This window comes from Deinococcus sp., from assembly GCF_025362455.1.
GTDB lineage: Bacteria > Deinococcota > Deinococci > Deinococcales > Deinococcaceae > Deinococcus.
On record NZ_JANYGJ010000238.1, the window covers coordinates 1 to 14919 of the forward strand.

The 14919-nt window shown below is 68.0% G+C and carries 14 protein-coding genes and 1 riboswitch; of the genes, 4 read left to right on the forward strand and 10 right to left on the reverse strand.

What is annotated here, in order from left to right:
• A partial coding sequence (locus tag Q0R23_RS16600) for a CoA-acylating methylmalonate-semialdehyde dehydrogenase (protein WP_293914796.1) occupies nucleotides 1-1227 on the forward strand: 1227 nt, incomplete at its 5' end.
• A 31-nt stretch (nucleotides 1228-1258) separates the two neighbouring features.
• Here the strand turns inward: Q0R23_RS16600 and Q0R23_RS16605 are convergent.
• Together Q0R23_RS16605 and Q0R23_RS16610 are read right to left on the reverse strand one after the other, a co-directional pair.
• Nucleotides 1259-1909, reverse strand: coding sequence for a uracil-DNA glycosylase (locus Q0R23_RS16605; protein WP_293914797.1), 651 nt, complete (start codon nucleotides 1907-1909; stop codon nucleotides 1259-1261).
• A 92-nt stretch (nucleotides 1910-2001) separates the two neighbouring features.
• On the reverse strand, nucleotides 2002-4518 hold the full coding sequence (locus tag Q0R23_RS16610) for a glutamine--tRNA ligase/YqeY domain fusion protein (RefSeq protein WP_293914798.1): 2517 nt from the start codon (nucleotides 4516-4518) through the stop codon (nucleotides 2002-2004).
• A 163-nt stretch (nucleotides 4519-4681) separates the two neighbouring features.
• Between Q0R23_RS16610 and Q0R23_RS16615 the strand changes: the two genes are divergently transcribed.
• Nucleotides 4682-5110, forward strand: a complete 429-nt coding sequence (locus Q0R23_RS16615) for a nuclear transport factor 2 family protein (RefSeq protein ID WP_293914800.1) — start codon at nucleotides 4682-4684, stop codon at nucleotides 5108-5110.
• A gap of 7 nt (nucleotides 5111-5117) precedes the next feature.
• Here the strand turns inward: Q0R23_RS16615 and Q0R23_RS16620 are convergent, their stop codons facing one another.
• A complete protein-coding gene (locus Q0R23_RS16620; protein WP_293914802.1) occupies nucleotides 5118-6140 on the reverse strand; it encodes a diacylglycerol kinase family protein in 1023 nt (340 codons plus the stop codon).
• Nucleotides 6141-6232: 92 nt separating this feature from the next.
• Between Q0R23_RS16620 and Q0R23_RS16625 the strand changes: the two genes are divergently transcribed.
• A complete protein-coding gene (locus Q0R23_RS16625) occupies nucleotides 6233-8320 on the forward strand; it encodes a hypothetical protein (protein WP_293914803.1) in 2088 nt (695 codons plus the stop codon).
• A 10-nt stretch (nucleotides 8321-8330) separates the two neighbouring features.
• Here Q0R23_RS16625 and cobU read toward each other — a convergent pair whose 3' ends face one another.
• From cobU to Q0R23_RS16660, 7 genes are all read right to left on the reverse strand, one after another.
• Nucleotides 8331-8834: a bifunctional adenosylcobinamide kinase/adenosylcobinamide-phosphate guanylyltransferase gene (gene cobU / locus Q0R23_RS16630; protein ID WP_293914804.1), complete on the reverse strand. Its 504-nt coding sequence runs from the start codon at nucleotides 8832-8834 to the stop codon at nucleotides 8331-8333.
• Between the two features lie 12 nt (nucleotides 8835-8846).
• A complete protein-coding gene (gene cobO / locus Q0R23_RS16635) occupies nucleotides 8847-9473 on the reverse strand; it encodes a cob(I)yrinic acid a,c-diamide adenosyltransferase (protein ID WP_293914806.1) in 627 nt (208 codons plus the stop codon).
• Nucleotides 9470-10348, reverse strand: coding sequence for an ABC transporter substrate-binding protein (locus tag Q0R23_RS16640; protein ID WP_293914808.1), 879 nt, complete (start codon nucleotides 10346-10348; stop codon nucleotides 9470-9472). Before Q0R23_RS16640 ends, cobO begins: the two co-directional genes overlap by 4 nt.
• A gap of 127 nt (nucleotides 10349-10475) precedes the next feature.
• Nucleotides 10476-10626, reverse strand: a riboswitch (cobalamin riboswitch).
• A gap of 27 nt (nucleotides 10627-10653) precedes the next feature.
• Nucleotides 10654-11211 carry a histidine phosphatase family protein gene (locus Q0R23_RS16645; protein WP_293914810.1) on the reverse strand — a complete coding sequence of 186 codons (558 nt, stop codon included), beginning with the start codon at nucleotides 11209-11211 and terminating at the stop codon, nucleotides 10654-10656.
• Nucleotides 11212-11225: 14 nt separating this feature from the next.
• On the reverse strand, nucleotides 11226-11984 hold the full coding sequence (locus Q0R23_RS16650; RefSeq protein ID WP_293914812.1) for an adenosylcobinamide-GDP ribazoletransferase: 759 nt from the start codon (nucleotides 11982-11984) through the stop codon (nucleotides 11226-11228).
• Nucleotides 11985-12011: 27 nt separating this feature from the next.
• On the reverse strand, nucleotides 12012-12830 hold the full coding sequence (locus Q0R23_RS16655) for a hypothetical protein (RefSeq protein WP_293914814.1): 819 nt from the start codon (nucleotides 12828-12830) through the stop codon (nucleotides 12012-12014).
• 43 nt (nucleotides 12831-12873) lie between these two features.
• Nucleotides 12874-13665, reverse strand: a complete 792-nt coding sequence (locus Q0R23_RS16660) for an N-formylglutamate amidohydrolase (protein ID WP_293914815.1) — start codon at nucleotides 13663-13665, stop codon at nucleotides 12874-12876.
• 221 nt (nucleotides 13666-13886) lie between these two features.
• Between Q0R23_RS16660 and Q0R23_RS16665 the strand changes: the two genes are divergently transcribed.
• On the forward strand, nucleotides 13887-14663 hold the full coding sequence (locus Q0R23_RS16665; RefSeq protein WP_366520447.1) for an amino acid ABC transporter ATP-binding protein: 777 nt from the start codon (nucleotides 13887-13889) through the stop codon (nucleotides 14661-14663).
• The last annotated feature ends 256 nt before the right edge of the window (nucleotides 14664-14919 follow it).

Below are 14919 nucleotides of genomic sequence, written 5' to 3' on the forward strand. Positions count from 1 at the left end.
ACCCGCGAGCACGGCAAGGTCCACGCCGACGCGCTGGGCGAGATCGCACGCGGCATCGAGAACGTGGATTTCGCCTGCGGTATTCCCACCCTGCTCAGGGGCGGCTACTCGGAGGGCGCCAGCACGGGCGTCGATGTCTACAGCATCCAGCAGCCGCTGGGCGTCGTGGCGGGCATCACGCCCTTCAACTTCCCGGCGATGGTCCCGCTGTGGATGATCTGCAATGCGCTGGCCTGCGGCAACGCCTTCATCCTCAAGCCCAGCGAGAAAGACCCCAGCGCCAGCTTATTCATGGCCGAGCTGCTGAAACAGGCTGGCATTCCTGACGGCGTGTTCACCGTCATCCACGGCGACAAGGTGGCGGTGGACGCCATTCTGGAGCACCCCGACATCGCGGCGGTGTCGTTCGTGGGCAGCACGCCGATTGCCCGCTACATCTACCAGAAGGGCACCGAGCACGGCAAGCGGGTGCAGGCGCTGGGCGGCGCGAAAAATCACATGTTGGTCCTCCCTGACGCCGACGTGAACATGGCCGCCGACGCCGCCGTGAGCGCGGCCTACGGGTCGGCGGGCGAGCGCTGCATGGCCATCAGCGTGGTGCTGGCGGTGGGTGAGGTGGGCGACGAGCTGGTGAAGGCCATCGCCTCGCGCCTGCCCGGTCTGAAAGTCGGCCCCGGCAGCGATCCGGCCAACGAGATGGGGCCACTCATCTCACGTGAGCACCGCGACAAGGTGGCCGGGTACATCGCCAGCGCCGAGGCGGACGGCGCCACCGTCGTCGTGGACGGGCGGAAGCAGACCTTTGAGGGCGACGGCTTCTTCCTGGGCGTGTCGCTGCTCGACCACGTGACCGAGCAGATGGACGCCTACCGCGACGAGATCTTCGGGCCGGTGCTGTGCGTGGTGCGGGTGCCCAGCTACGAGGAAGGGCTGCGCCTCATCAACGACAACGAGTACGGCAACGGCACCGCCATCTTCACCCGCGACGGCGGCGCGGCGCGGCAGTTCCAGTTCGAGTGTCAGGTCGGCATGGTCGGCGTCAACGTGCCGATTCCGGTGCCGGTGGCGTACTACAGCTTCGGCGGCTGGAAGGCCAGCCTCTTCGGCGACACGCACATGTACGGCCCCGACGGCGTTCGGTTCTACACCCGCAGCAAGGTCATCACCTCGCGCTGGCCGGAGCCGAGCAGCAGCAAGATCGATCTGGGCTTTCCACAGAACAGGTGATCGGCTGCATAAATTTGACTCCGAGGGAATATCACGCTATAGTCTTGTAATCAGCGTCCGAAAGGGCGCTTTTTTGTTGTCCGATCAGCGTTCGGGCCTGCCCCAGCACTGAGAGCGCCAGCGCGGCAGCTCCCGGTTTGGGACCAAAATTGACTGGGCTGGGATGCGGGCAATTCAGCACCGTCAGGGCTGGCGGGTTCCTGACGTGTTGCCAGCCTCGTGCCGCCCGGCTGCCGACCAGCACGACGGCTTTCAGCGCGGGCAGCAGCGAGAGCAGTTCGAGAGTGTATTGAGCAGCTTCTTCCAGGTTTTCGTCAGTCGGCATCACGACCCGTTCGGCGCTGAGTTGCCAGGGAAAACTGTTCCACATCAGGATCTTGCTTCTGGAGAGCCCCGCGAGTCGCAGCAGCATGGACAGGTTTTCGGCGGTGCCGTCGGGGTTGTCGAGCGACACGAAGCCGGTTTGGCTGACCTGTGGGCCGGGCGATTCCATTAGCAGGAGCACCTGCGCGGCCAGACCGCCGCTGTCAGGGTCAAAATACGGCGCCCAGTAGGGTTCGTGGGGATCGGTAGTCTTGCGGATACGGTCAACGTAAGCCGTCAGCGGCGCGATGTGCGGTTCTTGAAGGCGGGCGAGCCGGGCCAGGCGAACAGCATCTTGCCCAAGCGTGCGGGTCTGCATGGCCCAGCTTACCCGGTTTCGGCCCGCTCCAGCACGCGCATGAGCCAGGCGTCCAGCCGCTGACGGGTCAGCTTGTCGCTCAGCGCGCTTATTTATTCAACCGGATTATCCAGCTTGGCCCTGAGCAGCGTCGCCACTGCCTGTGGGTCGGCCTGACCCTGGCTGAGCTGCATCACCTGGCCGGTAAAAAAGCCCATCAGCCCAAGTTTGCCTGCGCGGTAGGCCGCCAGCTTGTCCGGGTTGGCAGCCAGCACCCTACCGATCAGGCTGTCCAGGGCGCCCGTGTCGCTGAGCATTTTCAGGCCGCGCCGCTCCACGATGTCGGCAGGCGCCTCGCCCGACACCACCGCCTCGGCCAGCACTTCCCTGGCCATCCGGTTGCTGATCTGACCCGCGCTTTGCAGCGACGCCAGGGCACCCAGGTCGCTGGAACGCACCTTCGAGTCTCCTGAGCGCAGCGCTGGGGCCAGGTCGCCCACCGTCCAGGCGGCGATCTGTCCGGCGTGAGAACCTACGCTGTCACCAGGGAAGCCGCTCCTGAAAAAGTCGAGCAGCACCCTGTCGCGGGCCAGCACGGCGGCGTCGGCCTCGGTGACGCCGAGGGCACGTAAGCGGGCGACCTCGGCGGTCTGCTCCGGGCTGAAGGTGGGGGCGTCGGGCTTGCGGCTCTTAGTCTGGTCTTTACTTCTGAGCCGAACCGCCTCGGCCCTCGGCGCCTTGCCCCAGGCGTCGCGCAGGGTGATGATCCGGTTGAAGATCAGCGCCTCCGGGCGGCTGTCTACCGGGTCGCGCCAGAAGTAGCCCTGCCGCTCGAACTGGTAGCGGGTGTCGGGCGGGTCGTGCGCCACGCTGGCCTCGACGTAGCCCTGCGTGACCGTCAGGCTGTGCGGATTCAGGAAGCGCAGAAAGTCGCTGCTCACCGTTTGGCCTGTGCCTTCCGGGCCTGCTTCACCGTCATCCACGGGCAACTCATCCGGCTGGGCGCCGTCGGGGTTGGGCACGCTGAACAGGCGGTCATACAGCCGGAACTCGGCGCTCAGGGCGGTGCCCGCGTCGACCCAGTGGATCACCCCGGCGGCGCGGAGCTGTTCGCCCGGCGCCGAGCGGCCAGTCTCCGGATCAGCCAGCAGCGTCGCCAGCACCCGCACGACCCGCCCATCCCCAGCCTCGTCGACCTCGATCTCGTCGGCCCGGATGACGCCCGCGCCGCGCAGCCGCACCGCGCCGCCCAGGGTCAGGCGCCTGAAGCCTTTGGGCGGGTTCAGCGCCACGTCCTCACGCTCGATGTACAGCCGCCCGGAGAGCGTCACGGGCCGCCCGGCCAGCTCGGCGCTCACCCGGACGCCACTGGGCAGCGCCATCAGGCCGTCGGGGCTGGCCTGCACCAGATCGTGCGGCCAGTAGGGGAGCGTCAGGGTCTGGGGAGTCAGCCCGGCGCCGTCTGGGCCGCGAAGGATCACCTCTACCGGGTCGGTGACGGCCATCACGCGGGGAGAGCGGGGACTCAAATCGTCGCGCACGGCGTTCTCGTAGACGGCCAGGTCCACGGTGCGGTTGGTCCGGCTCACGCCGATGCTGGCCGCGAACTTCAAAATCGCCTCCGGGGTCACGCCCAGGCGGCGCACGGCCCGCAGGGTCGGCATCCGGGGATCGTCCCAGCCTGCCACATGGCCCTCTTCGACCAGGCGGCGCAGCTTGCGCTTGCTGACGATGGTGTACTCCAGGCTGCGGCGCCCGAACTCGTACTGGTGGGGCCGGGGACTGAAGGCCAGCGTCTCCATCAGCCAGTCGTAGATGGCCCGGTTGTCGATGAATTCCAGGCTGCACATGCTGTGCGTCACGCCTTCCAGGGCGTCCTGAAGCGGATGCTGAAAATCGTAGAGCGGATAGATGCACCACGTGTCGCCCTGGCGGTAATGGTGGGCGCGGCGGATGCGGTAGAGCACCGGGTCGCGCAGCTTCATGTTGGCGCTGCTCAAATCGATCTTGGCCCGCAGCACATGGGCGCCGTCGGGGAATTCCCCGGCCCGCATGCGGGCGAGCAGCTCCAGGTTTTGCGCCACGCTGCGCTCACGGTACGGACTGGGGCGGCCCGCCTGGGTCGCGCTGCCGCGCAGCCGGGCCATCTCGTCGCCGCTGACGCTGTCCACGTAGGCTTTGCCCAGCTCTATGAGCTTCACGGCGTAGTCGTAGTAGGTGCCGAAGTTGTCCGAGGCGTAAAACAGGGTCTGCTCGTCCCAGCGCCAGCCCAGCCAGGCCAGATCGTCCAGAATGGCCTGGGCGTACTCCACGCGCTCGCCTTCGGGGTTGGTGTCGTCCAGGCGCAGGTGATAGCGCCCGCCGTACTGGAGCGCCGTCTGGAAGTCCAGAAAGCTGGCGAAGGTGTGGCCCAGGTGCAGGTAGCCGTTGGGCTCCGGCGGAAAGCGGGTCACGACGCTGGGGTATTTGCCGCTGGCCAGGTCGCGCCCGATCACGTCGGTGATGAAGTTGGGGCTCAGCTCCGGGCGTGAGGGCTGAGCCGCGCTGACGGGCAGGTCAGGCGCTGAACCTGGCTGGGCTGAACCTGACTGGGCTGAACCTGGCTGGGTGGAGGTCTCGGAGCTGGTCATCACCCCACACAATACCTGCCCGGTCTGGCCTGCGCGGCAGCCTGAGCGCCACTTGCCGCCTGCTTGAGCCCGGCTTCACCGTCCAGCCACCAATGGATCATCGTCCCGTTACCCTGCGAGAAGCCTTACGCTTGCGCCGCGCCCGCGATGCTGAACTCTGAACATGACCACCCAGACCGGAGCCACCCAGACCGGAGCCACCCAGACTGAAGCCACGCTGACCCAGAACTTCATGGCCGCCCTGAACACCGCCGAGGAGACCGGGGACCTCACTGCGCTGCTGGCCTTGCACGGCCCCGGTGTGACCTTACAGAACCTGACCACCCAGCACTGGAGCGGCCCGGACGGCGCCCAGCAGTTCTGGGAGCGTTACCTGGGGGACTTCGAGACCATCCGCAGCGAGTTCAGCCACCACGGCCAGGCGGGCGAGCTGGGTCTGATGGAATGGGTCGGCAGGGGCCAGCTCAAGGGCGGCGCGTCCATCGAATACCGGGGCGTCAGCGTCATCGAGCATGACGGCCAGTTTGTGATGGCGTTCCGCACCTACTACGACACCGCCGCGTTCATCAAGCCTGCGGCGACAACTGAATGAGTTTCAGCTAGACCTCGCTGCCCTCGAACCCGTCTGGCACCAGCACCGACAGGGCACTCGGCTGGACCGACAACTCCAGCTCCGCACAGCGCGACACCTCGCCGTCCACGCTGACCCAGACCGGCCCCCGGCGACTGCGGATGCGAAGTTGCCGGGCCGCTAGCGCCGCCCCCCCGCGTCCGAGTGCCCAGCGCAGGGCGGCGGCGCTGGCGCTGGCCAGGCTGGTGGTGCCAAAACTCAGAATATCGAGCCGGTGGTCGTCCACGGCGGCGTCAGGCGCGACTTTGAGGGGACCGGCGACGTAGCGGCCATTGGCGATCAGCAACTGGTGGCTGCGGACCCGCCGCAGGGCCTGTTGGCCGGGCTCACCAGCACTGAGGTTCAGATCGCGGCTGAATTCCAAATCCAGGCTGAGGTCCAGATCGAGCGGGCGGTGGCCGAACATCACCTGCGAACCGACGACGGGCCAGGCCAGCAGACCCAGCCGCCGCTTTGTCTCGCCGCCCAGTTGCCGGGCGATCTCGGCGGAGTAGCCCAGCCCCACGCTGTTGAGAAAGACCTGCTCGGTGGTCGGGCTGCCCGCGCCGCCCATGACGACCCGGCCCACGTCCACCCGCGCCTGTCTGCCCCCGGCGATGATCCTGGCGGCGTCCCAGAGGCTCAGTGGCACGCCCACGCTGCGGGCGAAGGTATTGCCGGTGCCCAGCGGCAGCACGCCCAGCGCCGTGCGGCTGCCGACCAGTAGCCCCGCCGCGTGTGAGAGGGTGCCGTCGCCGCCGCCTACGACCACGTAAGCCGCGCCGCGCTGCACCTCCGAGCGCAGGGCCGCGTCGGCCTGCGCCTGATCGGCGGTGGCCAGCGGACGAACCGCCACGCCTCTGGAGCGCAGCAGGGTGGTCGCCTCGCTGAGCGCCTGGGCGCCGCGCCGGGCATTGACGTTCACGATCAGCGCGACCGGCTGGCTGCTCAAGGCCCGCTCCGGCTGACCGGGGGAAGCGTAAACTGGAGGCTGCGAAGCGGCGGCGAACACATCACGCCTCCAGGGTAACGTGACAACCCGCCCGCCCGTCACGGACAAAGCGCCGCACAACCTTCATGTTGCCCACCACAGGACGGAGTACCTTGACCCCAGACACCGCCGTGCCCCCCTTCGACGCCCTGGCCGCACAGACGGCGCTGGAATGCGGCCAGTACCGGCGAGCCGCCGCCCTGCTGGAACACGCGCCCCCAGGCGACGCCGCCGCCTGGCGCCAACTGGGTCAGGCGTATCTGCGCTCCGGGCGCACCTTCGAGGCCGAGCTGCCGCTGCGGCGGGGGCTGGCGCTGGGCGACCCGGAGGCGCGGCTGGCCTACGGCAACTGGCTGCGGGTCATCGGGCAGTTCGGCGCGGCGGTGCGCGAACTCGACACCTCGGTTGCTGAGCTGCCAGACGGCGAACTCCGTTGCCTGGCGCAGTGCTCACAGGGCGTGGCGCTGTTCCGGCTCGGTGAGGTCCGCTCCGGCCTGAACGGCTGCCGCTCCGGCTACGGCGCCTACCCACTGACCCAGGCACTAGCCCACCGCCGCGCCCGGCTCTCCCGCGTGCTGGGGCAGATGCACCTGCACCTCGGCGAGCTGGAGACGGCTCACCGCTACGCCCTGGAGTCGGTGGCGGCGCTTCCCAGCGACCCGGACCCGCTCTCCCGCTTCCTGGCCCTGCGCGATCTGGGCCGGGTCCAGGCCCGGCTGGGGCGCCGCTCACAGGCCCAACTCAGCCTCCAGGCGGCCTGTGAGGTGCTCAGCGCCGAGCACTACAGCGACGCCGACTTGCCGAGGCCCGCCGCCCTGCGGCTGGGCGCCGAGGCCGAGCTGAGCGCCCTCTCGGCGAAGCCCGGTGCCAGCCAGCGCGACTACGCGTCGCGGCTGCAAGCGCTGTCCGTAGAGGCGTATGCGCTGCACGACTCCGAGCTGCGGCTGTGGACCGTCACGCACCTGGCCGACGCCCTCAGCTGCCAGGGACAGCACGCCCAGGCCATGTACACCCTCTACGAACTGGGCACCCCCAGAGGTCTGCCGCCGATGCTGAGCGTGCTGCGCGGCATCCTGATGCGCCGCCAGCGCCAGTACCCCCAGGCCATCCTCGATCTGGAACGCGCCGAGGAGGTGCGGGAGGCCCACCCGCTGCTGTACTGGCGGGCCCAACTGCACCTGGCCGACGCCTGCTACCAGGAGGCCCGGCTTCAGGGCGACCACCTTGAAGCTGGTCTGGCCGTGCGCGGTCTGGTCATCCTGAGCCGCGCCCTGGCGCATCTGGTGACGGTGGAGGACCAGCGCGTCTACGGCGCCGACTGGCAGGAGCTGGGCGAACTCAGCGTCCACGCGCTGCTCGAACCCGACCTGGCGCCGCTGATGGAGTCGCTGCTGAGCACGCTGGACTGGGCCGAGTCCGAACGAACCGACTCGGAATGGACCGATGCGGAACCGGCAGGCCCACCACTGGCAGGCCCACCACTGGCAGGCACAGATCAGGGTTCAGTTCAGGACGCCGTATCGCTTCAGGACGCCGTGTCGCTTCAGGACGCAGCGTCGCTGACTCAGGCGCCGCCCATCCAGACGACAGCGCTGCCCCGGCTCGAACTGCGGCTGCTCGGCCCCGGCGCGGCCACCCTGGACGGCCAGCCCTGCGCACTCTCGCCCAGTGCGCTGCTGGTGCTGTGCTACCTGCACCTGAGTCCGGGCCACAGCCGCAACGACATGAGCGCGGTGCTGTTTCCCGATTTTGACAAAGTGCAGATGACCGCCCATTTCAAGGTGACGGTCAAGGAGCTGCGGGTCGTGCTGGGGCCGGATATCCTGCTGCTCGACGACACCCTGAGACACCCGCGTTACCGCGTCGGCGCCGTGCAGTTGGGCCTCGATCTGAGCGCCCTGCGCCGCGCCCTGGCCGACTCGGACCTGAGCGCGGCGCAAAAACTCTACCGGGGCGCCTTTCTGGAGGGCCTGGACCCGGAGAGCGACTGGGCCGACTGGCTGCGCGGCGAGCTGCAAATGACCCTCAACCTGGAGCTGCAACAAGCCCTGGGCGCCGCCCGCACCGCCCCTGAGCTGCGCCGGGTGCTGAAATTGACCGAGCGTTTGCAAAAAGCCGATCCGGATATCGCCGGGGCCGCCCCTGAACTGGACGAGGCGATGCAGGCGGCGCAAGCGCGGCTGGAGACCCTGGGCAAATAGCAGGCATTCGCTACTTCAGCCGCACCTTCAGCCCGCTGACCGTCAGGTACGCCTCGTTCGAGGCCGCCGCGACCCGCTGATTGGCCCAGCCGAGCAGGTCACGGTAGCGCCGGGCGAGCGCATTGTCCGGCACGATGCCGGAGCCGACCTCGTTGCTGACCACGATCAGGGTTTTGCCGTCGGCGGCGATGAGCAGCGCATCCACCCGCTCCAGAATCTGCTTGTCCTCCAGTCCGCTCAGCAGCAGGTGACTGACCCACAGGCTCAGGCAGTCGAGCAGCACCACGCCGCTGAGCGCCACTAGCGCTTCCGGCACGGCCAGCGGCACTTCCAGCGTCTGCCAGCTCGCGGGCCGCTCGGCACGGTGCCGCTCGATTCGGTCACGCATTTCATCGTCGAAGACCTGGGCGGTGGCCAGATAGCGGACCTGATCGCCGCCGTGCTGAAGTGCCAACCTCTCCGCCAAACTGCTCTTGCCGCTCCGGGCGCCGCCGGTCACAAAAATCAGGGTCATGTCGGCATCCGCTCAGTGCTCGATGCCCGCCTGCGCCCCGATGCCCTGATCGTAGGCGTGCTTGATCGGCAGCATCTCGGTGACGGTCTGGGCGTACTCGATTAATTCCGGCAGGGCGCCGCGCCCGGTGATGACGATGTGCAGATCGGGGTCTCTGGCGTCCAGCGTGGCCCTGACCTCGGCCCAGTCGACCCAGCCGTAGGTCAGCGGATAGGTGAACTCGTCGAGCACGATCAGGTCGAACTCGCCGCTCAGGATGGCGGCCTTGGCCTGCTGCCAGCCCTCAGCGGCCAGCGCGGCGGTGTTGTCCAGGTTCTGCGAGCGCCAGGTAAAGCCGTCGCCCAGGCCCTGATACGGCACCTCCAGCACGTCGAGCATGCGGTGCTCACCGAAGCGGGCGCCCTCGTGCTTGAGAAACTGAAACAGCTTGGTGCGCAGCCCGCGCCCGGAAGCCCGCAGCATCAGCCCCAGCGCGGCGGTGCTCTTGCCCTTGCCGTCGCCGGTATTGACGATCACCAGCCCGCGCCGCCCCTTGCTGAGCCCCTCGCGTTTCTGGTGGTTGTCGCGCTGCTCGGTCAGCTCGCGCATGGCGGCCTCGCGGCGCTGGGTTGTGGTCAGTGGCTGCTCCGAGTCGCTCATTTGGCCGCCACCTTCGCTTCCGGGTGCAGAAACCGGATCAGTGCCCGCAGCGCGTCGGGCAAGCGGGGGCCGGGGCGCGAGAGGGTGTCGCCCTGCTCGCTGGTGGGCTTGTAGACGCGTCCGGTGCTGACGGCCCGGATGGTGTTCCAGCCGCTGCGGGCTTTGACGTCCGCCAGATCGGCGCCCACGATCACCTGCGGGCTGGCCCCCACCACCAGCTCCGGGCTGATCTTGGGAAAGTCGCCCAGGCTGGCGCTCAAAATGTTCACGCCGCCCGCCTTGCTGACCAGCGCCCCGATGAAGCTGCCCGGCCCGGCGGCATACGGCGTCGGGTCCACTTCAAAGTAGGTGCTGACCTTCGGCAACCCGGCCACGCTGGCCTGGAGGGTATTCAGCTCGCTGCGCAGCGAGGTGATGAGCCGTGTGGCGTTGGTTTCGCGGTTGGTCAGCTTGCCCAGCACGGCAATTTTGCCAAAGACCTCGTTGTAGGTCTGGGCGCTGCCGCCGTAGACGGTCAGGCCCGCCGCGATCAGCTTCTCGGCCAGGCGCGAGCTGCTGCCCTCGTCGACCAGCACCAGGTCGGGCCTCAGCGCCACTATCGCCTCGATGTTCGGCTCGAAGCCGCTGCCGACCTTGCTGATTTTGGCCACCGCCGCCGGGTAGTTGCTGTAGACGTCCACGCCCACCAGCTTGCCGCCTGCGCCGATGGCGAACAGCGTCTCGGTGTGGCTGGGCAGCATCGCCACGATCCGCATGGGTTCTCTGGCCAGCGTTACGCGCCGCCCGGTGTCGTCGGTGACGGTGATCGGGTAAGCGGTGGCGGCGGCGGTGCTCAACAGGGAAACAGCTATCAAGCTCAGGGTAAAACGGGGCATAGGACTCCGGGTGCAATAAATGAGCGTCACCGGGCGACGGGCACTAGGGTCGCTGGGCGAGCGGCCAGCACGCGGGCGGCTTGCTCCCGTGTCCGGCCTCCTGTAGCGGGAGGCGGCCTGCGACACTCAGTCGCGGACCCAGCCGGGCAGGTATTCGGACTTGCCGACCCCTCAACAGAGCCTGGCTCACCGCTGCGCCACAGTGCCAGAGTCTCACTGGCTTCCCCATTATTAAGTCTGACCTACGCGGCCCAGACACCCGGCGCGCTCAGGCTAGCACAGCGTCCGGGGCGACCCGGCGGCCCTCAGCCATTCAACCGCTCTATCCACCAGGTTCCGCCGGAGCGCCGCAGGTGCGTCACCTTTGCGTGCTGGACGCTGGCGGCGCTGAGGTTCAGGCACAGCCTCAGCGCCGCCAGAATCACGCCCGCATGGCTGAAGGCGACGACCGAGCCGGTGTCAGGTAACTCGCCCAGCCAACGTTGAATCCGGTCATGAAACTGCTCGCCACTCTCCCCACCGGGCGGGCCAGCCGCCGAAGTCGGGTCGGCCAGCCCTTCGGTCCACAGCCGGGGCGCGTCGCCGTACTCTGCTTCCAGCTCGGCCCAGGTGTGCCCGGCCATCACGCCGAAGTCGGCTTCGAGGAGTGCAGACTCGACTCGCGGCGCCGGATAGCTCGCCAGCGCCGCCGTCTGAAGGCACCGCCGCGCCGGGCTGCTCCACAGGTCGCCTGGGATCAGGGGCAAGCGTCCGGCCTGCGTCTCACCATCCGCACTCAGCGCCGGATCTTCCCCCGCTGCCGGGTAGCGGCCCTGGGCGTTGCGCTCGGTCTGCGCGTGGCGAATCAGGTACAGATCGAGCACCTACACCCGCCCATTCACAGTCGGCTTGCCAGCGTCACCAGCACGGTTAGGGCGCTCAGCTCGGCCACCTCGATGCAGGCGCCGTACACGTCCCCGTTGATCCCGCCGCCCAGTCGCCGCGCCGCGAAGGCTGCCGTGGCCAGCGCCGCCACCCCCGCCGCCACGAATCCGGCCCAGGCGTGCGGCAGTGTCAGCGTGGGCAGCGCTAAGACGCAGGCCACCGGCCACCTGCCTTCCCGCGAGCGGGCGCCCAGCGACTCCTGCCGCGCCGCCGGATACAGGTTCATGGGCGCCAGGACCGCCAGCCGCGCCGCCACCGCCGCCGTGACGGTGATGCCCAGGGCATTCCAGCTCGTGCCCAGCGCACCGAGAAGCGAGAAGCGCAGCAGCAGCGCCACCACGCCCGTTGCCAGCCCGAAGGCGCCTATGTGGACGTCGCCCAGAATCCGCAGCCGCTCGGCGGGCGACTTCATCACGAACAGGGCGTCGGCGGCGTCCACCAGGCCGTCGAAGTGCAGCATGCCGGTGACGGCCAGCCAGGCGGCCACCCCCAGCGCCGCGCCCACGCCCGACGGTACGCCCGCAGCGGCGCAGCCCAGCCAGATGAGTCCGGCTACCGTGCCCACCGCGTACCCGGCCAGGGGATAAAAACCGCTGGCACGGGCGAATTCGCCTTCCCTGACCTCACCGACATGCGGCAGCGGCAACGTGGTCAGGAAGGTCAGGGCCAGCCAGGCGGGGCGCAGCCAGGAGAGGGGAGAGGCACGTTTCACCGCCGCCACAGATTCACCATTATCGGCTCACCACTTCCGGAGAACGTCGTAGGGCACCGTCACATCGACCCAGCCGTTTCGGGCCACGTAACCGTGCTTGAAATTCTGGCTGCAAACCTTGTGTGCTCGCAGCGCCTGCTGCGGCGCCGAGGCCGGAGCATACAGGTCGGGGACGTTGTAGAGGCTGGCGCACAGGGCCACCCGCACGTTCAGGAAGCTGTCGGGCAATCCCATGAAGTCGAGGTGGCCGCCGCGCCGCTTGATGAGCAGGCCAAGGCTCTGATCTCCGGCTTGCGTGATGAGTTGGGCGACCATCAGGTTCTTCTGCTCGGCGGCGCTCAGGTCCACGCTGAACAGCAGATTGTTGGCGGGCATGCCCCGTCCGTCCGGCAACGGCTGCCGCCAGCACGGGAAGGCGCCCTGACAAAACGGGGCACGCCAATCGCTGGTCACCATCACCGGGATGGTTCGCGGCACCGGCATGGTCGGCGGCGCCGGGCGCACCGTCAGCACCTGCCTGACCGCCTGGCCGTCCAGGGTGCCACTTAACACGTACTCGCCGGGCAGGTAGCCTTCCCTTTCCCCGGTCATCCACACGAACCCGTCGGGGGCCGGGCCGCGCCAGCGCCGTGTGCCCCACGGCCCGCTGATGGTCCAGTCGTGTTGTGAGGTACGGGCCGGTGAGCCGTCTGGCAGGCGGGCATTGACCACCAGTGTCAGGCCGCTGAGCCTGCCGTTCATCTCGTAGACGGGGGCGGCCCGCAGGGTGAGGAGGGGCGCTGCACTGGCTGCAAACAGGCTACTGGCTGTAGACAGGCTCAGGGCGAGGGCCAGAAGCGTTCTCATGTCCGGAGTCTAACCTGCCAAAGCCCACTCGACGCTCACCGGTTCAGGACATGATCTCCAGCGCCGCCCTCGCAAACCTTCCAAATGCCGCATTCAACCTCGCCAGTTGCCCAGGCCGCACCTGCCCGCCCCTCAGATACAGCCCGGCGTTGACCTCGATGCCGAAGGCCGGAACGCCGCTGCGCCGCGAGTGGCGCACGCTCAGGCCGTCGTCGGCCCAGGGCTCGCCCACCGCCACCCGGTGGGAGGGCTCACCGGCCAGCAGCGGCCCGAACGCTTCGTTGGCAGCGGCCTCCACCGCCTCCCAGTGTGGCGTGGGCAGCGACGGCGCTTCCGGCAATCCCAGCATCAGCGTGATGCCGGGGCGCGGCGAGCCGGTATCCGGTCCCAGGGCCGGGCCAAGCGGCGCCATGCTGTGGCCCACGATCATCAGTCGCTGGCCGCTCAGCACCGAGACAATGCTGGCCTCATACGGGTCCCAGACGGCGCTCAGCCTGGCCTCGCGAGCCTGCGGCGTCAGCGTGAACCCCGGCGGATACAGTGGCTGGCGGCCAAAACTGAGCAGCTTGATGACGCCGTTGTCGCCCGTATCGTCCCGGTCCCGGTTGGTGTCGGCGGCGAAGCGGCTCCAGGGTGCGCAGAGCTGCCGGGCGCCCGGCACGTGGTAGATCAGGTCGGTGTACGGGTCGCCGTCCAGAAAAATCTGGCGCAGGAACGCCCCCCGTTGGGCGGTGTCGAAGGCGGCCTCACCCAGCATGTCCAGCAAGACTCCAGGTGGCAGGGCGCCGCTCGAATGCGGGGTGAGAATCAGCAGCGGCAGGGCGGGAGCGGTCATAATGAAAGGCTAGAGCCTGGGTTGGGCGAGTGCCAACTCGATGCGGGCCAACTCGATCTGGGCCAACCCACGCTGGCCGCCGCGTCGGTGCTCCACTTTTAACCATACGTCCAATCACCGCCCGGCTTTCCTGAACATCTGGCCACCTGAAGACCGGGAAGCCTCTTGAGCAGCACTTCTTGAGCAGCAAGGAGAATCCCATGACCGCCAACCCCAGCTCGATGCCGCTCAGTAAAACCAGAAACGGAGCCAACATTCAGGGCGGTGAGCCGATCATCAACGCCGTGGACGTTCACAAGCATTTCGGGGCCTTCCACGCCCTGCGCGGCGTCACCATGAGCGTGCAGCCGGGCGAGGTCGTGGTCATCATCGGGCCGTCGGGGTCGGGCAAATCCACCTTCATCCGCACCATCAACCGCCTGGAGGCCCACGATAAGGGCACCATCGTCGTGGACGGCACCGAACTGAGGGACGGCCAGAATCTCGACGCCATTCGCCGCGAAGTCGGGATGGTCTTTCAGTCGTTCAACCTGTTTCCGCACCTGACCGTGCTGCAAAACGTCTCGCTGGCGCCGATGCGCGTGCGCAAGGTGCCCAGGGCCCAGGCCGAGGAACGTGCCCTGGAACTGCTGCGCCGGGTCGGCATCGAGGAGCAGGCCAGCAAGTTTCCGGCCCAGCTCTCCGGCGGCCAGCAGCAGCGCGTCGCCATCGCCCGCGCCCTGGCGATGGACCCCAAGGTGATGCTGTTTGACGAGCCCACCTCGGCCCTCGACCCTGAGATGATTAAAGAGGTGCTGGACGTGATGAAGAACCTGGCGGGCAGCGGCATGACCATGCTGGTGGTTACCCACGAGATGGGTTTTGCCCGCGAGGTCGCCGACCGGCTGGTGTTTTTCGACCAGGGCAACATCGTCGAGGACACCACCCCGGAGGAGTTCTACACCAACCCCAAGCACGAGCGGGCCAAAGCCTTCCTGAGCAAGATCCTGGGCCACTGAGCGGTCTGGAAGGGGGCCGCGCCAGGCCGGGCGGTTCTTCTCTGCACACGGCCTAGACCAGTAGCCCGGAAGCTTTGGGAAACATTCTGCTGCGTTCAGAGCGGCAGGCGAGGCACTTAGAGACTGTCTGGAAAGCGTAAGGCTGCCGCTAGGCTGCTGATTCAAGCTGTTTCTCCCGCTCAAACTCAGCAAGTCGCCGGATCATGATACGAATAAAGGTCAACTGTATGAATGCCTCGGTCACCTCTGGCAGCAG